This window comes from Flavobacterium odoriferum, from assembly GCF_025499515.1.
GTDB classification, from domain to species: domain Bacteria; phylum Bacteroidota; class Bacteroidia; order Flavobacteriales; family Flavobacteriaceae; genus Flavobacterium; species Flavobacterium odoriferum.
Genome location: NZ_JAMKFA010000026.1, coordinates 1 through 21,734, shown reverse-complemented (window position 1 = coordinate 21,734; position 21,734 = coordinate 1). Strand labels below are relative to the sequence as shown.

Here is a 21,734-nt window from a genome sequence, read left to right as displayed (position 1 = left end):
GCAAAACAATTTAAAGCGCATTTTTCAATGAAAAGATAAGAGAAAAGAGTTAGTTTAATACTAGCTCTTTTTTTTACTCATTTTAAATCTTACAAATAATATTTGTAGTAATTTTGCCATATCTCGATACAGCTATAAAAAATGGAAAAATCAAAGAAAACAATTCTCTCTAAAATTTTAAAAATAACAGGAATAACTTTTGTAATCTCATTGTTAGCTTTTATTGTATTACCTATAATTTTTGCCGATACTATTACTGAAAAAGTAAAAGTGTTAGCCAATAAAAATTTAGAAGGAGAACTAAACTTTAACGATTCTGAATTATCGTTTTTCAAACACTTTCCTTCTTTAACATTAACACTAAACGAGTTAAATCTTAACGGATCAAAACCGTATCAAAATAAATCTTTGATTTCAGCTAAAGAAATTGGTTTTGGAATTGACGTATGGAGTGTTCTTTTTGGAAGCCAAACTCAAATTGAAGAGATTTACATTGATAATGCTAAAATCAATATTTTGGTTAATCAAAAAGGAGAAGCCAATTACAACATTTACAAATCAAATTCAAAAGACACCACAACTTCCTCTGAAAGTGCTTCTTTAGAATTAGAAAACATCCAAATTAGCAACAGTCACTTAGTCTATAATGATAAATCTACAAAGATTTTAATCGAGGCAAAAGGTTTCAATTATAAAGGAAAAGGCGATTTATTAGAATCGAATTTCAACTTAAAAACTTCGGCAAAAATTGATAGTTTAAGCTTTACTTATGACAAAAAAGAATACTTAAAAAGCAAAAAAGTAAAAGCAGATTTAATTACAAAAATCAACACCAACTCACTTTCGTTTATTTTTGAAAAGAATGATTTAGTGATTAACAAATTACCTGTTGAATTTACTGGTTTATTTGATTTCCTTAAAAATGGCTACCAGATGGATTTTAAATTAAAAACCGAAGACAGCAATCTTGACGATTTATTTACTGCTTTGCCAGCCGAATATGTTTCTTGGATGACCGAAACCAAAATGAAAGGAAAAACTTCAGCTTTCATAACTTTAAAAGGAAAATATATTGCTTCAGAGAATTTAAGTCCCGAATTAAATTTCAACATTAAAGTACGAGATGGTTATGTAAAACACACAAAAGCACCTTATCCTGTTGAGAATATTTTCTTGAATTTCGATACCAAATTGCCGAATTTAGATATTAATCAACTCAAAGTTCGATTAGACTCTTTGTACTTTGATGTTAATAAGAATAATTTAAGCGCGATTTTAATTTCGGATGGTTTTGGAAAAAAGATAGCTATCGACTCAAAAGTGAAATCAAAATTAGATTTAGCTTTTTTGAGTAATGCGCTTCAAGTTCCGAATTTCAAATTAGCTGGAAATTTAGATACTGACATTGTTTCCAAAGGAAATTACAGTAAAGAAGATAGAAAATTCCCTATTACTAAAGGAAATTTTGAAATCAAAAACGGATTAATCCAAACAGCATATTATCCAAAACCAATTCAAAATATCAACTTAAAAGCAAACTTGAATAGCACAACTGGCGATTTTAAAGATGCTTCTTTTGTGCTTTCGCCAGCGAATTTTACATTTGAAGGTGAACCTTTTACCATGACTGCCTCTTTTAAAAACTTTGATGATATTAATTACGATGTTAAAGCAAAAGGAACTTTAAACGTTGCTCGAATTTACAAAGTTTTCTCTCAAAAAGGATTGGATGTAGATGGTTTCATTAAAGTAGATTTGAGTTTGGCAGGAAAACAAAGCGATGTTTCAAATGGAAGAATTGACAATTTAAAAAACAGCGGAACACTTGAAGTTAAAAACATAAAAACCAAGAGTGATTATTTAGCAAAACCTTTCTTAATTGAAAACGGATTATTCACGTTTAATCAAGATAAGATGAACTTTTCTAATTTCAACGGAAAATATGGAACGTCTGACATTGCCATGAATGGAAATTTAGAAAACGTAATTAATTTTGTGCTTTCAGAAAATCAAATTTTAAAAGGAAACTTCAATCTTACATCGAATTTCTTGAATATTAACGAATTTATTCCAACAATAACTTATGAAACTGATGAAGAAGCTGAAAAAACAGAAGTTTCAGGAGTAGTTGAAATTCCAACCAATTTGAATGTTGCTATCCAAACTAATGCTGCAAAAACACAATACGACGATGTTACTATTGAAAATTTAAGAGGAAATGTACTTATTCAAAACGGAACATTAAAACTTTCAAACGGAACACTTGGCATTATTGGAGCCACTGCAAAAATGGAAGCGATGTATAAAAACGAAGGTACCCAAAAAGCCTATTTCGATTATAAAATTAATGCTTCAGAATTTGATATTAAGCGCGCTTACAACGAAATTAAAATGTTCCGAGAAATCGTAACAGCTGCTGAAAGTGCGGAAGGAATTGTAGGTTTAAATTATTCGATAAAAGGTGTTTTAAATAATCAAATGGAGCCAATTATGCCGTCTTTAGAAGGAAGCGGAACACTATCAGTGAAGAAAGTAAAAATGAAAGGCTTTAAATTATTAAATGTAGTTTCATCTAAAACCGAAAATCCTGATATTAAAGATCCAGATATTTCTAAAGTAGATATAAAAACTACTATCAAGAACAATATCGTAACTATTGAACGTTTCAAATTTAAAGTAGCTGGTTTTAGATTGCGATTTGAAGGACAAACGAGTTTAGACGGAAAATTAAATTTAAAAATGCGTATTGGATTACCACCTTTAGGAATTTTAGGAATTCCAATCAAAGTTTTGGGAACACAAGAAAATCCAGATATCAAATTAGGAAGAAAATCAGAAGATTTAGAAGAAACCGAATATGTTGATGGTGTAACTCCAATTAATACAAGCGAAGGTCTACCTGGTCCAAAAACAGTCCCAAATGATAGTATTCCAAAAATTGAACCTTCAGTTCCTGTTGAAAAAGCAGATTGATAATTTACAATTGGTATCAAATCGTTAAAAAGCTTTCCTGATTTCTTAAAAATTCGTAATTTTACCTCAAACATGACAAGTAAAATTATGGAAACGCATTTTGAAAGCAATCCGCTGATTGACAGATTACCAAAGCATTTAAAACAATTCATTAAACCTCAAGTTTATGATGATTACACACCGATAAACCAAGCGGTTTGGCGTTATGTAATGCGTAAAAATGTATCTTATCTTTCAAAAGTAGCGCATAATTCTTATTTAGAAGGTTTAGAAAAAACAGGTTTAGAAATCGATAACATTCCAAATATGTATGGAATGAATCGTATTTTAAAAGAAATTGGTTGGGCTGCAGTTGCCGTTGACGGATTTATTCCACCTAATGCTTTTATGGAGTTTCAAGCCTATAATGTTTTAGTTATTGCTTGCGATATTCGCCAATTAGAACACATTGAATATACTCCAGCACCCGATATTATTCACGAAGGTGCTGGCCACGCTCCTATTATTGCTAATCCGGAATATGCAGAATATTTAAGACGTTTTGGTGAAATTGGTTGTAAAGCTATTTCCTCTTCTCGTGATTATGAATTATACGAAGCCATTCGTTTACTTTCAATTTTGAAAGAAGCAGAAGATACGCCTGAATCAGAAATCAAAAAAGCAGAAGAGCATGTTGATTTCTTACAGAATAATATGGGCGAATTATCAGAAATGTCGCGTATTAGAAACCTTCATTGGTGGACAGTTGAATATGGCTTAATCGGAACTGTTGAAAACCCAAAAATTTACGGCGCAGGATTACTTTCTTCGATTGGAGAAAGTGCTTGGTGCATGACCGATAACGTGAAGAAAATTCCGTATGATATTTCGGCAGCAGACCAAAGTTTTGACATAACAAAACCTCAACCACAATTATATGTTACTCCCGATTTTGCTCAACTAAATTCGGTTTTAGAAGAGTTTGCTAATACTATGGCGCTTCGAAAAGGTGGTCCAAAAAGCGTTCAAAAATTGATTGATTCAAAATCGCTAGGAACCATTGAATTAAGTACCGGAATTCAGATTTCTGGAATTTTTACCAATGTAATTGAACACGAAGGAAAATCGGTTTATGTACAAACAACAGGTAAAACGGCGCTTTCGTACAGAGAAAAAGAATTAGTAGGTCATGGAACAGAATATCATGCTGAAGGTTTTGGTTCTCCAATTGGAAAACTAAAAGGCATCAACTTGGCTATTGAGGAAATGAGTCCGAGAGATTTACGCGCTTATGACATTTACGAAGGCGAGCAAGTAACTTTAGAATTTGAAGGAAATATTACGGTTAAAGGAGAAATCATCACAGGTTCTCGCAATTTACAAGGTGAAATTTTATTGATTAAATTCAAAAATTGTACGGTTACCCATAACGACACCGTCCTTTTCCAACCAGAATGGGGAATTTACGATATGGCTGTTGGTAAAAAAGTAATTTCTGCTTTTTCAGGCCCAGCAGATGTGAACAGTTTTGATATGATTAATCACGTTCCATCATCGCAAACTATTAAACAGAAAAAATCGGTTGAAAGAGAAGAATTAGAAAAACTATACTTAAGTGTTCGTAATATTAGAGAAGGGAAAGCGGCTAGTACGACTTTAAAAGAAGCATTTGCTTCAGTTTCTGCTGGACATCCAAACGATTGGTTATTATCAGTAGAAATTGCTGAATTGGCTAAAAAAGAAGAAAATTCGGATTTAGTGGATAAAGTTTTAAATCATTTAGAAAAAGTTAAAACCAATCGCCCAGAAGTTGCTCACTTAATTGACGGTGGATTAGAATTGATTTTTGAGAAAGCAAACGTTTAACCAAAGTAACTTTTGTTACTGAAAAGATTTTCAATCAGCTCTATCTTTGTTAAAAAAAGAAACAATTATGGGAATATTAGATTTTTTAGGATTAGGAAACAAAACCAATGAGGTACAAGAATACGTTCAAAAAGGTGCTATTATTTTAGATGTAAGAACACCAGAAGAATTTAAAGACGGACATATCAAAGGTTCAAAAAATATTGCCTTACAAGTTTTAAACGGAAACATTGAAACCATCAAAAAATGGAACAAACCAGTGATAGCATGTTGCCGTTCTGGAATGCGAAGCGGTCAAGCGACTTCTATTTTAAAACAAAACGGAATTGATTGCATCAACGGTGGTGGTTGGCAAAGCTTAGAAAGTAAATTATAAAAGAAAGTCCCGATTGAATCGGGACTTTTTATTTTGTCACAAAATCAGAATACGTACTTTTTATTATAATCTCCGAATTCAAATACGGATTTTGAGTATTTGAAATGGTTATTTTCGTTGGATTCCCTTCTGCATCATATTCGTATTGATACAATGTTGGCGCGTCGTTATCTTTTTGTTCGGAAATTACATTTCGTTTTTCGTCGTACTGATAAACTACTTTACTTTTTAAATCGAAGATCTGATAATTTCCTTCTATCAATAATCCGTTTTTATAAATTTCTATTGCCAAATTTGCTTCTTTCTTGGCATCTTTGTAATATGAAGTTTTGGTATAACTATCGTCAGAAGTGTAATTAGAATATTCGGTAATTTCAGAAAAACCGGTTTCTTTTTCTCTACAAACTGATTTTATTAATCGATTCTGCTTGTCGTATGAATATTTCGTTTCCGAAAACAATCTGCCTTGTACAAATTCTTGCGATTTGGTTAGACGAAGTTCTTTATCATAGAAAAATAAGGTTTTATCTTGTGTTTCGCTTTGTAGATAATAAGTATATTTTACTTTTAAATTTCCATCGATGTTATAATTGCACTCGGTAACTTCTTTTGCATTTCCTAAATCAACCACCATTGTATCTAAATAGGTATTATAAAAAACATAAGTTTCCGTTTTTATCCATTCTCTCGCATTGGTTTCCAAATTAAAACCATAAATTTCTTTTTGAATGGTTTGTGTTTTTGGTGACCAATTAAAATGCGACGTACGAAATTGTTCTTGCGCTTGTAAACTCAAACCCAATAAAACAATTATTGAATATAATAAACTTTTCATTCTGTTACTTTTTAAATAATGGATATAATCTTCCCGCTTCTGAAGTTTCAACATTTTGAATTTGGTAAGTTGTGCCATCAGCTGATTTTACAATCAAATGATTTGGATTTTCGTCATCATAGATAGAAAAATTACTGCTTTGTAAATACTTTCCGTCTTGATAAAATGAAATTTTAAACTTGTTGTCTTTTACCCAAAATATTCTTGTTGGCGATTCCAATTTTATAGCATCATGCCATTCATGTTTTGCAAAATCATCCAAATAAAATCCTTTCACAAAATGCACCGATTGATCTACTTCATTAAAAATTACCAAACTAGAATGCTCTGGTGTATCAGTTAATTGCACTACTTTTTCAAAATTATTATCATACGAATCTTGGATTTCGATTACATTATCTTCGCCTTTTAAAACCGATAAATAATTTTTTCTAGAATACACAACTTTTTGATATTGTTGCATCAAAGAATCTTTCTCTCTGAACAACTTATCGTGTTTTTTAACGAAGTCTAAATCCAACGATGTACTTCCTGAAGTAGTTCCATTAGCATACGTAATTTTAATAAATGTAAACGAATTATCTTCTGGCACTGCTTGACTCAACTTTGCAATTTTGATTCGGTTATTTTTGGCGTCGAATTCGTAATTAAAATCAATTCGAGAACTGTCGTCATAAACCTGTGATAATACATTTTTATTCTTATCATAAGTGTAAGTAGTAATTGAATTAAAATCACCAGAAACTAATTCTTTTCGTTTAATAATACTGTTTTCGAAGTATTCCTTTGTAAAATCAGCTCCTGTTCCATCGCCATCTTTTTGAATTTTTACATAACTACTTTTACCTTTGTAATCTTGATAAGTAGTCACTTTGGCCACTTCATTTTTTATATCTTTTTGAATTTCTTTGATTAGATTTCCCGTTCTATCATATTCGTAATAAGTGGTTGATATACCTTCAATAATCATTTTTAATAACTTTCCTTTTTCGTACTGAAATAAAAATTTCATTGGGTAACCAAAATTTCCTTCCAATGGTTTATAAATGATTTCTTTAAGCGTGAAATCTGAATTATAACTATATGAGTATTCTCCAATTAATGTTTTATCACCAAAATAAGATTCAAGTGTTTGCTTATGGAAATAGGTGTTTTTGATTTCAGTTGTATAGGTGTTTTCTCTAACAAATTCTTTTGTTTCAATATTAAATTTATAAAGCGATTCTTCCACTTTTATCACATCATCAGAATAACCAAAATCGGAAGTTCTAAATTGTTGTTGGGCAAAAATATTCGCAAACCAAAAAAGAAAAAGAATAGAAAATTTCATATGTAGATAATTATTTGTTTTTTAAAGGTCATATGTAATCGCCTTTCTTCATTGGTGTTGCTTACGCAACTTGTTGTTAGTGGCGATTTCATGTTTAATTATTTAAAAATTCCAACGGATAAAATGTTTCAAAACCTTTTGAATTCAAATCGCGAATGATGTATTTGTCAATTCCGGCTTCTTGAACGATGAAATCATCTTCTTTTTGCGTTTTTACTAATTTGTATAAAGATGAATCTAAAATCACTCCATTTTGAATCACAAAAAACTCAGGTTTCTCTGAAAAAATCCAGTACATTCCAGTTGGAGAAGAAAATTCTTCCATGTTGTACCATTCGCCAACTTTTGTATTTTCGGTATAAAAACCTTTTAACAATACTGTTTTTTTGAATAAAATATCGTACACCAAAATATCATAATTACTTTTTACAGCTTCTACATCATTTGTAATTTCTTCTCCATTAGCATCTTTAATAGTAAACGTATTTCCTTCATTTTTCTTGATTTTACACTTTGGATTAGCGATTGCTTGTAAATCAGCTAAAGCCTTATTTAATACTTCGTCAGAAGCGCCGTGAAAAGAGGTACTCACGTCATAAGAAGCCGAATTTGTGTCATATTTTTTAACGTAATTCACATCAAATTCAGCATTTCCTGCAGTTTTACCGTTTGAGTAAGTAACTTTTGCGAAAGTGAAATAGTTAACTTTATCATCAGTATCAAAATCGAGTTGTTGAATTTGCGAACGCACAATATTTCCTTTGCTGTCGTATTCATAGCTGCTTTTAAAAACCTTATCATCTCTTGTATATTGAATTTGATTTCTATTTTTATCGTATTGATAGGTTTCGGTTAAAGTTGAATATTTAGTCGTGTTTTTTTCCGAAATCAACAAACCATTTTTGATTATTTGTTCATTTACTTGATCTTCTTCATTGTTAGCATATTTAATTGATTTCTTGATATATGAATTTGGTGAAGTGTAATTAGCATAAGTAATTTTTTCAACCATTACATCTTTTTCGTACACTGTTTCTTTGCTCAAATTTCCTTTAGTATCATATTCAAAAACGCTCTTTTTAGTAGTATCCTTTTTTTCAACGATTTTACCATTTTTGTGTACGAAGTTTTCAGTGAATTCACCCAATTGTGTTTTAATATGAATCGATTGCAGTAATCCATTTTTATAATTAAATGTGTTAGTAGCTTCCATAGACATGAAATAATTAGACATGTTTTCGATTTTTGTTACCAAACCTTTATCTAAATAAATAGTTCTAGTATTTGATAACTTATATTTATTTAATCCGAAATCATAATAGAATTCTTTCTCTTCGTATTTTGTTACATCAGCAGATAAATTAAAATCTGAAGCTTTGTATTTTACGATTTGCGCATTCGTAAAACTTACTACCAATACGGCTATAATTGTGATTAATTTTTTCATTTTTATATTTTTTTTAGAAGTTATATTGTACACCAAAACCTACGTGATTGCTTTTAAAAGATGAAGTTCCACCGCCAGCATTTTTCCAAGAATATTTCCCGAAATCGAAAACTGCATTACACGACCATTTTTCTGAATCGGATTGGAAAATTTGTGGTTGAAATCCCCAACCGAAGTATTTCATGGTGCGTTTTACGGTTTCGTCTTGAAATCCAATTCCGGCATAATCTGTTTCTAAAATTTTACCACTTCCTACACCATAATCAAAATGCAAACTATTAAAAACCGAGTAAATACCAATGTAAACTGGAATTTGAGCCATCAATGGCAAATCGCCAGGAAGTAATTGTTCTAAACCATCATCTATACGACCGTCATAAGAAAGTGGATACACTCTTAGCTTTGCACTTGTAACAGCAACTTTTAATTCGGTACTTCTATCAGCTGCTAAAAAGTTAGCCCAATCTTGACCAACAACGACTGCTCCTTTGAAACCAAACTTGGTATTTTTGGTGAAATTTACATGGTAAGAGCCTTCCAAACTGGCAAATAATTGCATTGCTTTTCCTTTGTCGGCGACTTCGCCTAAATCGTCTCCAGGTTTTGAGAACGACATTCCCGTATTGAATTTTACGGCTAATTTGTCTAATTGAGCTGTTGCATTTTGAAAAGCAAAAGCCAAAACAAGTATTGAAAATAAGGGTAGTTTTTTCATAATTTCTTCAGAATTAGTTACACATTTTTTGTTCTTAATTATGAAGTAAAATTATGCGGAAGCAATACGTAAAGAAATACGTAGAAATTCGTATATTGATTAAATCAACTTATTATTTTTTGCTTTTTGAATGGCTTCTAATTTATTATGCACTTGAAGTTTAGTGTAAATATTCTCCACGTGTTTGCGAATCGTTCCTGGTGAAAGAAACAAGTTTTCGGCAATGGCATTGTATTTTAATCCTTTGCTTAATTGTTCCAATACCTCAACTTCTCTTATAGTCAAACGGATTTCTTCTTTAGCAATCGAATCATCAAAAACTAAAGGTTCACGTAATAATTTGAGTGTTTTTAATGCAATGGAAGGCGTCATTCCAGCACCACCTGATAAGGTTTCTTGAATTCCGTTGTATAATTCTTGCGGGTTGACTTCTTTCAAAAAATAACCATCAGCTCCCGCTTTTATGGCTTTGAAAATATTCTCATCATTATCAAAAACCGTTAGCATAATGATTTTGATTTGTGGAAACTTTGATTTGATGATTGCCGTTGCTTCAATACCATTCATTTTTGGCATTTCGATATCCATTAGAATTAAATCGAGATTGTGATTTTTTTCTAATTTTTCGATGATATCTTGGCCGTGAATGGCTTTCATTCGCACCTCAATATCTGTGAAAAAACTCAATTTATCTTGTATCGTTTTTTGTAGAAAAGTATTATCATCAACTATGGCAATTCGAATCATGGATTAATTATTTAATGAAATAGTAATTTGAGTTCCTTTAGCAATTTCGGATTGGATTTTGAAAATACCACCAATTTCTTCGATTCGCTTTTGCATGTTTACAATTCCGTTTCCTAAATCGATTGTATCCAAATCAAAGCCTTTTCCGTTGTCTGAAACTTCAATTATAATTCCGTTTTCATTTGGTTGTACTTGAACTGACACTTCTGTTGCATCGGCATATTTAATGGCGTTATTTACTGCTTCCTGAATTGTTCGATACAAATTAACACCTTCTAAAGATGAAAATTTACTGTTTTTCAAACTCTCATCAACCAAAAATTTGAACGCTGTATTTTCTTTTACCGATTGCGCTTTTTCGATAAAATTATAAATTCTGGAACTTAAATCATCAAACGTAAATTCGTTAGCATTCATAGCCCAAATCGTATCGCGAAGTTCTACAATTGTGGTTTTTGTAAAATCGCTAATCTTGGTCAAATGATTTTTAATAGACGTTTCCATCGTTGGAAAACCGAATTTTAAATTCTCAACCGAAGAAATAATAAATGTCAATTGCGCTCCAATGTTATCATGCAAATCTCTTGAAATCGCCAAACGTTGTTCGTGTAATTTATTTTGATTTTCTATTTGGTCAATAGCTGATTGCAATTCAAATTCTTGCTTTTGTTGCACGTTTTTCAATCGCTGTTGACGGTAAATTAAAAATCCAACAATCGCAATGAAAAAAGCTAACAAGGAAAGAATAATTATGGTTGTGGTTTTCTTTTTGGCTTCTGCTTCTTTTTGCAACAGTTGCTTTTCTTTTTCGGCCGTTTGGTATTTTGTATTTATTTCTTCAACTGCTTTTAAATTGTCAATATTCAATAAAGAATCTTTTGTTTTTGAATACAATTTATGATAATCGTAGGCTTTTTTAAAATCTTTTTTTGCCGAATTAATCAGCGCATAAGTATCATAAACATTGATTAACTCTTCCAGATTTCCCGACTTAGAAGCCAATTCAAAAGCTTTATCATTGTAACTCAACGCTAAATCGTATTTTTTAATATCTAAATAAACTGCTGCAATGTTGTTGTATTGAATAATCAAATCGTTTTGGTTATTCATCTGTTTTTTTATGGCTAAAGCATCTAATAAATAATCGATTCCTTTGATTGTATCTTGTAAATCGTTGATGTAAACAGAACCAATGTTATTATACAGTTTAGCAATAGTTTGATTGTCATTTGTTTCTTTAGACAATTTCAAAGCTTTATTATAATTCAACAAAGCATTCTGAGGTTGGTAATCGTCAAAATAACAATTTCCTATATTGACATAAGTTGCCGCAATATCTTTTTTAGATTTTAACTGATTAAAAATGGCCAAAGCTTTATTGTTGTAAGCCAATGCTTCTTTAGTTTTTCCTTGTGAATAATAAACGAGTCCGATGTTCTTGTACAAAGCTGCAATTTCGTTTTTATATCCATTCTTTTCTGCAATTGTTAAAGCATTGACATATTCTTGAGTTGCTTTTTTGGTTTCTCCCTTTTGATACAAAACACCGCCTTTATTCATCATTGATTTAATAATTCCCAATGAATTATTAGCATTTTTATAAAAAGCGATGGATTTGTCTAAACTTTTTAAAGCTAAATCATGTTCTAATTGACTGATTAAAAATTTAGCCTGAATTCTGTAAAAATATCCTTTGATTGTATCGTTTGAACTATTATCGATTATCAATTGTAAAGAATCGATAGACGATTTGTTTTTGGCATCGTTCAAATAATTGATCTCGTCTATTTTTTTTAGAAATTGATAAGTCGTATTAGGTTCTTTTTGTGCATTTACAAAATGAAAACATAACGCTAAGACTATAACTAAATATTTGTTCATTTTTTGGATTTTATATACTAAAAGTACTAAATTATTTCTTTGAAAGTAATTCAAATATTCTTTTTTGAAGTACAAAAATTTCTTCACTTAATTTTTTCATATCGGATTTATAATTCGATTGAAAATCATATGAAATAGAAGCTTTTTGATTTAATATTTCCTGCTTACTTGATAAGCTTTTGAAAACATCTTTTAATTGTTTCATTTTTTGAAAATGTATGTGCTTTATTCTTTTATTAGCCATTACAAGCTTAATCACTAAAAGCGACAATGAGACAAGAACTAGTATTATTATTTTATCCATAAAAAAAGTCATTAAATCAATTACAAATTTGACTTAATGACTTGGTTTTTTCAATACGAATAAATGCGTATTTAATTGATTATTTTGAGTTCTAAATCTTTGTCATTTTTAACTACATTTCCTTTGTAAGATAACGTCCAACCCATAGAATTGGTAAGAATCAACATTTTAGAAAGCTCGCTCAATAATCTATTTTGAGCATTTGTTTTTAGGGTAGATTTTTCAATTTTTTTAGCCAAATTTGCTCTAGCAATTTTGTTTATCTTATTGTAATCTTCACCTGTAAATTCGTTAAATGTAGAAGATTCTGTATCATAATATTTAAAATCGGGACTAATTTTAATTTCTTCTTTTGGAATATTTGTAATGGTCAAAATTTTATTTTTTGAATCAATATCATACGTTACTTTACTCAAATCAAAGCCAACAGTAACATCAGCATTTATAACAACTAATGCTTTTTTATCAAAAGATAATCCAGGAATATAGGTTTCTTTTTTGTCTTTATACGTTAAAACTTCAGCGAAATGGCCTTCAGTTACGACCAATTTTCCAACATTTTTTATTTGAACTTGAATCAAATTTGTATCGTATTCAATGGTTGATGTTTCCGATTTTTTGGTAAAAAATTGATAAACAAAATAGCCAATTACCATAAAAATAATCAAATACAATAGTTTTCCAGAACGTCCAATGGCTTGAACTAATGGAATTAACATGTTTTTTATTGCGGTTTCTGTAGAAGATGTTCGTGCCATGATTAAAATTTTACACGAAGATATAAAGATTTTTACTTAAATGGATGGCGTTGTTGCCAATTTAGTTCTGGCTCTAATTGTTTAAATATTTTGCCAATAAATTTATTAATCCATTTATTGTTGTGATAAATGAACCCAGACATTTGAACTGGTGATGCACCTACAGAACTCTTTATTTCTAAAGCTGTTCTCCCGAAAATAATCTTTTTGAATCCGTTTTCAATTCCGTATTTCGTCATGTTGTACAACATATTCAAATACAGCATGTTTTCTTTTTGAATGGTTTCATCGTATCCCAAAAAATAAGTTTCTAAGGTTTCGTCATTTAATAAAAGCGTATGAAAACCAACTAATTTATCATTTAAAAAATAACCAAAAATCTGAAAACGATTACCACATTGTCCTTTTAAAGTTGAGAAATGATTCTTTGCTAAGAAAAATGTATTAAAAGGAGCATTTTTTGCTACGTAATGATACAAATCGTAAATCGTATTTTCATGATGAATAACTTCTTCAAAAGAAAGATTTTTAACAATGATTCCATCGTTTTTTTTGCGAGCACGCTTATATTGGTCGCGATATTTCTTCGAAAGTGCACCTACATAATCTTCTTCAGATTTCCATTTGTTATCTAAATAGAAAATCATATTGGGTTGCGTATTGAACTCGTATACATCAGAAAAACGAAACTTTTTCAATTCCACAGAACAGTGCTCATAAAAATCCTTGAAAGAAACCAAATGAATATTTATCCCTTTTTTCTTGAAATACAAGGTTATTTCCTCTGCACTTTGAATTAGAATATCACTTATACACTCAAAATCGATTTCTTTTGTAAAAACATAACCATTTTGACCTGTAATCATATTATTTCCAAGGAAAAGCGTGTGCGAAGCAAAATTTTTAAAAATAAAATTACGAATAGCGGTTTTAAAACACTTGTCTCTTTCTCCAAACGATTCGAGTTTATTTAAATCTAAATATTGTGCTAAAGAAACACCTATTAATTCTGATTTTTCGAAAATACCAATGTAAAAACACTCCATATTTACAGGAGCCGAACGCTCAAGTACAGATAGATAGGATGTTTGCAGAAAAACATTGCTCTGAGCTACAGTGTCCCAAAGTGCAGGTAATTCCGCAACTGAATTATATATTTTAAATGAAATTTGGTCCAATGTAAAAGTAAAATCGCTCCACAAATGTAGAGCGATTCCTATATAATTAAATGTTAAAATTTATTTTATTTCCAGCCACAAATAATAGCTCCCATTATTGTCATTACAACAATCCAATAACCAGAAGTTATTGCTGCGTATCTGAATGATTTTTGCTCAAACAAGCAATTTGTCGCAATAACTGGTAACGCCACAAAAAGACCAATCATAGCACCATGTAAAGCACCATGTTGATACGTTCTAAATACATTTCCATAATCTGCCATAAATGCAGCATAAGAAGGTAGCGCTTTTCCTACCTCAGAAGGTCCACCTACCATACCTAATGCACCAAATTGATGAATTACAAATGTGGGCATAATAAATGCCAACATAAAAGCAAAAATAAAAGTTAATCCGAAGATTTTTGCCATATTACCTTGTTTGGCTTTTTCCTCGGTCATTCCGATTTCATTCATCCAAATCGTTCCAAAAACTTTTGGATTGTACCAAACAAATCCAACAACAAAACTTGAAAGAGCAGCAACCAAAATTGCTGGAAAATTAATTAATTCCATATTGATATAGTTTATTGGTTAGTATATCAAATATAAGAAAAAAATTAACATTTGTTTATTCAGCTACAATTTTGCTTGCACTACGGTATAAAAACTCATTGTAAATGTGTCTTCTTGCGAATCGACTCGGAGACTCGGCATTTACCATTTTAATGTACGTTACTTTTGGCACACTAAAATATTCGTAATTGCTCCCATCTAAAAATGAAATATACAACACACCATTATCCATATAAAAATCTTGGATATTTACAGTTGTAGTTGTTTTTTGATATACTTCTTTGTTTTTTTCTTGCGTTTCAGGAGCAATACTTACTAAGAAATGATACGCTTCAATAATATTTTTACTTCTTTCTTCAGCCGCTAAACGCTCTACTGGATCAGCAATAGTATCAGGATGATCTTCCTTCATACTATTTCTGTAGATGGTTTTCAATTCTTTCAGCGTAGCTGTTTTGGTAACATCAAGTAACTTTCTGTACTCGGCAATTTTCTTTGGATTCATAGTTATTTTAAAATAAAGGTGCAAAAGTAGTGTTTTATTATTGAATCAAGCCAAAAAACCAAAACAATAAATAAAACATAACCATTTATTAATGAATTAATTACATAAAAAAAGCTCCACATTTCTGTGAAGCTTAGTAGCGGGAACAGGACTCGAACCTGTGACACTTCTGGGCTAAAAACCAAGACTTTACAAAGAATTAATTTTTGTGTATGCCTAAATGTGTGCCTTGACCAACATTTCAAAACCACTCTTTCTTCTGTTTCAGTGCAAAAGTAGTAATTGTTTTTGGATAAATCTAATTTTACCATATATGAGAATAATGGTACTATCACTTTTATTATAAAAGATATGTGTTAGATTATTTGAAACTAGATGAGCTGTGTAGTTATTATGATAATTCACTTTACTTCTACTAGATTTACTTATAGCTTTCAAAAGTTCATAATAGAATTTAATATTTCTATAAGTAAATCTTAATATTACTGCCTCTAATACATCTAAACTGAATAATAATTCAGTTTTATCTGTAGAATAATTCAGAAATTTATTAAACTTTCTACCTGTATAAATGTAACTATCACAACCCTCTATTCTATCCTTTGTTACCTCCAAATCAAACTCCCAATTATCATATTGCATGCCTAACTTGAAAGGTATATTTAATTGTTTCATAACTTTTGGGTATAAAAAAACCACCTTGTAATTGGTGGTTAATTTGTTCATGGGTAATATCTTTTTGTGACTATATTATCCTTTGAATATATTATTACTTCAACTATAGATTTTATAGCACCTCCCTTTTCATCAAAGAAAAAATAATACCCTCTAGTTTCATATTTTTTTGTTGATTCAATAAATGCCCCTGAACTTTTAGAAATGTTATATTTTTCGAAATACAAACCATCTTTATTTCCTGATTCAATTAATTCTAATGGATAATCTTCAATTAACCATTTGTCAATATCTCTATTTTTAACATAAAGTGTTGCATAGTTATTACTGGTAATCATCATAAAACTAATCTTACTATATATTACTGATTGTGTGCCATCTATTTTATAATGTGAAGTTACATAAACATGACTATCTTGTGCTTTAGTAGTTGCAAAAGTCAGGAAAAACAAAAGGGAAATAATACTTTTCATTTGAATTTAATTAAGAATTAATGATTTGATTGTATTCTAATTCATTGAAGATGTTTTGAAATTCAATGATGTTTTTGAACTCATTTTCATTGAGTATAATTTTTGAAGTTTTATATGGCTCTAATTCTAGCATTATTGATATTTCTGTATCAAAAGCTAATTCAGAAGCTAACTTTTTGTATTTATTGAACCATTCAGATAAAGCAATTTTATCACTACTAATTTGCTTGTATTCTTGTACTAGGATATTAAAGTATTCCTCTTTCTGATGTAGTTGTATAACTCTATCTAATTGGTAATAGGTTTCAATAAATATGCAGTCTTGCTCTCTTTTAGAACAGATACAAGGGTAAATATGTGTTGATTTATCTTCAAGCCAATTTTCCCATTTATTACATTTTGAATTTGATATATCTAGCTTAACTTTTTCAGAATTATCAGTAAGCCAAGATTTTATTTCATTGATGTTTTTATGTGTATGATTCATCACCTAAATATTAAAGTGTTATAAACCAAATTATCTATTTCATCAGTCTGTTTGTTTGTTCTTGCTACCCATAAATCAAGTAAATTACTCTTAAAGTTTGTTGTTCTGTAAGAGTAGTTTTGATTTTCAAATAGCAATTCTCCATTAAACATTTTTAGGCTATTTGGAGTATTATATTTAATACTTTCTCTGGAAAGTTCTTCAGTAACAATTCTGCCGTATTTTAATGTATTTGTGCTTTCATCAATTTGAAAAGTCAATACTTCATATAAACAATCTGCATTTTGATTACCAAAAATTTTCAGTAAAAGGATGTTTAAAAATGATTTTTTAAATTCCTTATCAAGATTAAAATCAATCTTCCTAAAGAATGCTACATTATTTAAAGGGTAGTTTATTAAATCAATTTTCTTCATATACAAAACATTGAAACTTGCCATATATGGCATTAACTTACAAACATATAAATCTTTTCTTGACTTGCCAAATATGTCAAGTTATGGATAAGCAAGAATTATTAAAAAGTGTGGGTAAAAGAATCCAAGATATTAGAGTTAGTAAGGGTTTAACTCAAGTGGATTTAGTAGGTAAAATTGATGGAGATATTGATACAACTAATATTTCAAGAATAGAATCAGGTAGAACTAACCCTACCATTTATACATTACATAGAATAGCTGTTGCATTGGAAACTACAGTTGATGAATTAGTTAAGTTTAATGAAATATAATACATTTTGGCTATTTGTTAGTTAGCAGCCTATTTGCTTGGGAAATAGTATCTAGGGCAATAAAAGTATTCATATTGCAACATAAAACAAGTGTTATTTTACAACTTTTGGCTATATTATTATATCTTGATTTTTTTCAAACTAATCAACAACACTCCAAAAAGCCTCCTTATTCACACATCCATTCGCACTGATATTTGTAACAGCCTCCTAAATGTGTATTATAAAGTACCTTCATCTGCAAAGCTGTAATACCCAAATTTAGATATAATTAAATGGTCTAGTAAATACACCTCAAGCAAATTACAAGCTTCTTTTAATCTTTTTGTAATAGCTTTATCAGGTTCACTTGGTACTAACTTACCACTTGGATGATTGTGTACTAAAATAATAGCTGATGCATTGCATTTTAAAGCCACACCTAAAATAATTCTAATATCTACTACTGTTCCTGATATACCACCCTTAGACATCTCATAGATGCCTAATACAATATTTGCCCTATTGAGCAATATTACTTTCATTTGTTCCTGATACTCCAAAATATCTAAATCCCAATGCTTCATAATCACTTCAAATATCTTTTGGCTATTTGTGACTTGAACTCTATCAGGATTAGTATTTGAATAGGAAACTTTAATTTCAGCTACTTCCATAGGAATAGAAAATAAAAAACTCGTCCACAAATGATACTACCCTTAATAGAGCTATATCAAAAATGGACGAGTTAATTTTACATTACAAATTCTTCTTTGTGATGCCCATTACTTGAAAAAGTATGTTCCTCAGCTAGAAGTCTTTGAATAGATTTGTCTTCTTTAGATGTAATAGCTTCATCTTGTGTATAAACATATCTGTAGCTTAACATCATTACCTCTCCTGAGTCTTTATTTACATACTCATAAGGTTCACATTCTTGTTTCACTACATTACCTGGCATTTCAGTACCAATAAGAGCTTTACAAGTTTGCTCATCAAATGTTGATGAAATAAATGCCTTTTTAGCAGTTGCATAAAACTGATTTGAGGTTTGACTTTTTACCATTTCAATACCTCCCGAAATTTCTAAAACAAAGAATTCTCTACCATCCTCTGCTTGTCTTTTTTTGTAGTCAATAATTCGTACCATTGATTTAATTTTTTTGAGTTGAACTTTGCCAAACTTTAAACTCACCTCAGAACTTAAAAAATTACAACTATCACCTTGAATTTATGTAAGCTAAAATTTAGAATGAAAAAAATATGGCACAAGAAATCTTTTCTTGCTCCAAATAAGTGGGGGTATTTAGTGGGTTTTAGAAGTGGCGGGGGTGTTTTGTACGGAAGCTTGTATGTGTGTAAACTTCTTGGCAGAAATTTTCTATAAAAATTTTTTACATAAACAAAAAAATGTTTAAAAATATTTTAACAATAACACTATCTTTGGAGATTATCAATTTTTATAATTAATGTCAACTAGATTTTTTACCAACCTAGAGGAAAACACCTTATTTAACAAGTTACAAGGAGTTTTATCAAATATACCTAACATACATTCCTTTGATGTATTAGTTGGGTATTTTAGAGCTTCTGGATATTTTAAATTACGCCCTTATTTAGAGAATATACCTGAGATTAGAATTTTAGCAGGTATTGATGTGGATGCTATTAGTGAAAAGTATTATTCACAAGGACAACAGTTTTTAACTGACCCACAAGAGACAAAAGATGCATTTACAGATAGATTAAAAATTGATATTGAACAGGCTGAATATGACAATGAAACTGAACAAGGAATTTTTCAATTTATTCAAGATATAGTTTCAGGAAAAATTAAAATTAAAGCTCATCCTGATAAAAAGTTACATGCGAAAATATACATTTTTAAACCTGAAAACTTCAATCAATATTCTACAGGTAGTGTAATCACTGGTTCATCTAATTTTAGTAAAAGTGGTTTGGGTTTAACTAAAAATCCAACTTATGAATTTAATGTTGAGTTACGTGATTATGATGATGTGAAGTTTGCATCAGATGAATTTGATAAACTTTGGGATGAAGCTATTGATATTCTTCCTGTAGATGTTACAAAAATCAAAGATGAAACTTATTTGAATGATTCATTTACCCCATTTGAATTATATATAAAACTACTTATAGAATATTTTGGAAGAAGAATTGATTATGACCCTGCTAATGTAGATTTATTATTGCCTGATAGTTATATGAGATTAACATATCAAGCTGAAGCTGCTATTGAGGGTTATGAAAAACTAATGCGTTATAATGGTTTTTTCCTAGCTGATGTAGTTGGTTTAGGTAAAACAATTATTGCTTCAATTATTGCTAAAAAGTTTGTTTATGAAAATGGATATCACAGCAAAATATTAGTAGTATATCCTCCTGCATTAGAGGGAAATTGGAAAAGAACTATAAAAGACTTTCATATTTGGAATAATGTTTATTTTGTATCAACAGGAAGTTTGCACAAAGTTATTGATGGCAAAAATTTAGACTATCCAAATCCTAATGAATATGATTTAATCATTATTGATGAGGCTCATAAATTTAGAAATGACACTTCTCAAATGTATGAGAAGCTTCAAACAATAACTAAAACAGATAGAAAAACACCTGGCACAAATGGGGATATTAGAAAGAAAATAATGTTACTTTCTGCTACACCATTAAATAATCATCCATCTGATATAGAGAATCAGGTTTATTTATTCCAAGACAAAAGAAATTCTAATTTACCAACAATAAAAGATTTACAATCATTCTTTGCTCCATTAAAAGAAGAGTATGATAACCTAAAAAAAGAAAAAGTTTTAGATGTAAAAAAAGTAAAATTAATCTTTGACAAAATTAGGGACAAGGTTGTAGAACCTTTGGTTATTAGAAGAACTAGGAAAGATATTGAAAACAACAAAGAGTATTTAAAAGACCTAGAAATACAAGGAATAAAATTCCCTAAAATTAATCCACCTAATAAAGTGGAATATGAATTTGATGATAATCTTTCTAAACTATTTGACCTAACTATTACCTATCTAACAGGTTTTGATGAAGATGGTAAAGAAACTAATAGTATAGGATATTACAGATATAGAGCAATTGAATTTTTACTAAAAAAAGAAGATAGAGAAAGATATGGTGATGTAGAATCCATTTCTAAAAGACTTTCTGCAATAATGAAAACATTACTTGTAAAAAGACTTGAAAGTAGCTTCTACGCTTTTAAAATGTCCTTAGATAGATTTCACAACAATACCAAACATATGATAAAAATGTTTGAAGATGATACTATTTATATAGCTCCTGATATTGATGTGAATAAATATCTAAATGAGGGAGATGAAGAAGGACTTGAAAAGAAAATAAATGAAAAAGGAGGTAATAATCTAATCTACAAAAAAGAAGATTTTAAAGATGACTTTTTAGCTCTATTGAAATTGGATTTAGAATATATCAAATATTTAGTTGATGCTTGGAGTAAAATTGAGTATGACCCTAAGTTAGATAAGTTCTTAAATGACATTAAGAAAGTCTTTTTAAACAAAAAGTTTAATCATTCTGGAAAGCTTGTTATTTTTTCTGAGTCAAAAGAAACTATTGGATATTTAGAAAACCATTTGAATAAAAATGGATATGACAAAACCTTATCAATTAGTGCAGCGAATAGAAAAGATAAAGAGGAAACAATTAGATTAAATTTTGATGCTAATTTAGAAAAGAAAGAATGGGAAACTAATTATGATTTAATACTAACAACAGAAGTATTAGCAGAGGGTATTAACTTACATAGGTCTAATGTAATCATCAATTATGATGTGCCTTGGAATTCTACTAGGTTAATGCAACGTATAGGTAGGGTTAATAGGATTGGTACAGTGCAAATTCCAGTGATATTGACCACCCAATTCCAATTTAAAGTGA

The 21,734-nt window shown here is 29.9% G+C and carries 22 protein-coding genes; 5 read left to right on the top strand and 17 right to left on the bottom strand.

All coding sequences use genetic code 11. The features are described 5' to 3' along the window. Positions 1-141 precede the first annotated feature (141 nt). The 3 genes from M9Q43_RS13620 (at position 142) to M9Q43_RS13610 (ending at position 5,194) form a co-directional block, all read left to right on the top strand. A complete protein-coding gene (locus tag M9Q43_RS13620) occupies positions 142-2,973 on the top strand; it encodes an AsmA family protein (protein ID WP_262319413.1) in 2,832 nt (943 codons plus the stop codon). Positions 2,974-3,060: 87 nt separating this feature from the next. Further along, entirely contained in the window at positions 3,061-4,818 is a 1,758-nt protein-coding gene (locus M9Q43_RS13615; RefSeq protein WP_262319415.1) for an aromatic amino acid hydroxylase, read from the top strand. Between the two features lie 67 nt (positions 4,819-4,885). Next, entirely contained in the window at positions 4,886-5,194 is a 309-nt protein-coding gene (locus tag M9Q43_RS13610) for a rhodanese-like domain-containing protein (protein WP_262319412.1), read from the top strand. A gap of 28 nt (positions 5,195-5,222) precedes the next feature. Here M9Q43_RS13610 and M9Q43_RS13605 read toward each other — a convergent pair whose 3' ends face one another. The 15 genes from M9Q43_RS13605 to M9Q43_RS13535 form a co-directional block, all read right to left on the bottom strand. Continuing rightward, on the bottom strand, positions 5,223-6,029 hold the full coding sequence (locus M9Q43_RS13605) for a hypothetical protein (RefSeq protein ID WP_262319411.1): 807 nt from the start codon (positions 6,027-6,029) through the stop codon (positions 5,223-5,225). A gap of 4 nt (positions 6,030-6,033) precedes the next feature. Then, positions 6,034-7,359 carry a hypothetical protein gene (locus tag M9Q43_RS13600; RefSeq protein WP_262319410.1) on the bottom strand — a complete coding sequence of 442 codons (1,326 nt, stop codon included), beginning with the start codon at positions 7,357-7,359 and terminating at the stop codon, positions 6,034-6,036. 94 nt (positions 7,360-7,453) lie between these two features. Continuing rightward, positions 7,454-8,806: a hypothetical protein gene (locus M9Q43_RS13595; RefSeq protein WP_262319409.1), complete on the bottom strand. Its 1,353-nt coding sequence runs from the start codon at positions 8,804-8,806 to the stop codon at positions 7,454-7,456. 13 nt (positions 8,807-8,819) lie between these two features. After that, positions 8,820-9,521 carry a hypothetical protein gene (locus M9Q43_RS13590; protein ID WP_262319408.1) on the bottom strand — a complete coding sequence of 234 codons (702 nt, stop codon included), beginning with the start codon at positions 9,519-9,521 and terminating at the stop codon, positions 8,820-8,822. Between the two features lie 99 nt (positions 9,522-9,620). Further along, positions 9,621-10,268, bottom strand: coding sequence for a response regulator (locus tag M9Q43_RS13585; protein WP_262319407.1), 648 nt, complete (start codon positions 10,266-10,268; stop codon positions 9,621-9,623). A gap of 3 nt (positions 10,269-10,271) precedes the next feature. Beyond that, positions 10,272-12,149, bottom strand: a complete 1,878-nt coding sequence (locus M9Q43_RS13580) for a tetratricopeptide repeat-containing sensor histidine kinase (RefSeq protein WP_262319406.1) — start codon at positions 12,147-12,149, stop codon at positions 10,272-10,274. A 31-nt stretch (positions 12,150-12,180) separates the two neighbouring features. Further along, positions 12,181-12,453, bottom strand: a complete 273-nt coding sequence (locus M9Q43_RS13575; protein ID WP_262319405.1) for a hypothetical protein — start codon at positions 12,451-12,453, stop codon at positions 12,181-12,183. Positions 12,454-12,524: 71 nt separating this feature from the next. After that, positions 12,525-13,172, bottom strand: coding sequence for a DUF4230 domain-containing protein (locus M9Q43_RS13570; RefSeq protein WP_408611268.1), 648 nt, complete (start codon positions 13,170-13,172; stop codon positions 12,525-12,527). A gap of 71 nt (positions 13,173-13,243) precedes the next feature. Continuing rightward, positions 13,244-14,389, bottom strand: coding sequence for a GNAT family N-acetyltransferase (locus tag M9Q43_RS13565; protein WP_262319404.1), 1,146 nt, complete (start codon positions 14,387-14,389; stop codon positions 13,244-13,246). A 65-nt stretch (positions 14,390-14,454) separates the two neighbouring features. Further along, positions 14,455-14,946 carry a DUF1761 domain-containing protein gene (locus tag M9Q43_RS13560; protein ID WP_262319403.1) on the bottom strand — a complete coding sequence of 164 codons (492 nt, stop codon included), beginning with the start codon at positions 14,944-14,946 and terminating at the stop codon, positions 14,455-14,457. Between the two features lie 55 nt (positions 14,947-15,001). After that, positions 15,002-15,451: a KTSC domain-containing protein gene (locus M9Q43_RS13555; RefSeq protein WP_262319402.1), complete on the bottom strand. Its 450-nt coding sequence runs from the start codon at positions 15,449-15,451 to the stop codon at positions 15,002-15,004. A gap of 264 nt (positions 15,452-15,715) precedes the next feature. Continuing rightward, positions 15,716-16,177 carry a hypothetical protein gene (locus M9Q43_RS13550; RefSeq protein WP_262319401.1) on the bottom strand — a complete coding sequence of 154 codons (462 nt, stop codon included), beginning with the start codon at positions 16,175-16,177 and terminating at the stop codon, positions 15,716-15,718. Beyond that, on the bottom strand, positions 16,174-16,599 hold the full coding sequence (locus tag M9Q43_RS13545; protein ID WP_262319400.1) for a hypothetical protein: 426 nt from the start codon (positions 16,597-16,599) through the stop codon (positions 16,174-16,176). Before M9Q43_RS13545 ends, M9Q43_RS13550 begins: the two co-directional genes overlap by 4 nt. 10 nt (positions 16,600-16,609) lie before the next feature. Continuing rightward, the gene (locus tag M9Q43_RS13540; RefSeq protein ID WP_262319399.1) at positions 16,610-17,086 is read right to left on the bottom strand and encodes a hypothetical protein; all 477 of its coding nucleotides are present in this window, start codon (positions 17,084-17,086) and stop codon (positions 16,610-16,612) included. After that, positions 17,086-17,502 (bottom strand): hypothetical protein, encoded by a 417-nt coding sequence (locus M9Q43_RS13535; protein ID WP_262319398.1) that lies wholly within the window; start codon positions 17,500-17,502, stop codon positions 17,086-17,088. Before M9Q43_RS13535 ends, M9Q43_RS13540 begins: the two co-directional genes overlap by 1 nt. A gap of 110 nt (positions 17,503-17,612) precedes the next feature. Here M9Q43_RS13535 and M9Q43_RS13530 point away from each other — a divergent pair, with 110 nt between their 5' ends. After that, on the top strand, positions 17,613-17,816 hold the full coding sequence (locus M9Q43_RS13530; RefSeq protein WP_262319397.1) for a helix-turn-helix domain-containing protein: 204 nt from the start codon (positions 17,613-17,615) through the stop codon (positions 17,814-17,816). 221 nt (positions 17,817-18,037) lie between these two features. On the opposite strand, the gene M9Q43_RS13525 is transcribed toward M9Q43_RS13530, so the two are convergent. Beyond that, positions 18,038-18,472, bottom strand: a complete 435-nt coding sequence (locus M9Q43_RS13525; protein ID WP_262319396.1) for a JAB domain-containing protein — start codon at positions 18,470-18,472, stop codon at positions 18,038-18,040. A gap of 77 nt (positions 18,473-18,549) precedes the next feature. Continuing rightward, a complete protein-coding gene (locus tag M9Q43_RS13520) occupies positions 18,550-18,945 on the bottom strand; it encodes a hypothetical protein (RefSeq protein ID WP_262319395.1) in 396 nt (131 codons plus the stop codon). Between the two features lie 319 nt (positions 18,946-19,264). Here M9Q43_RS13520 and M9Q43_RS13515 point away from each other — a divergent pair. After that, positions 19,265-21,734 (top strand): helicase-related protein (locus M9Q43_RS13515; RefSeq protein ID WP_262319394.1); only part of this gene is annotated, 2,470 nt, incomplete at its 3' end.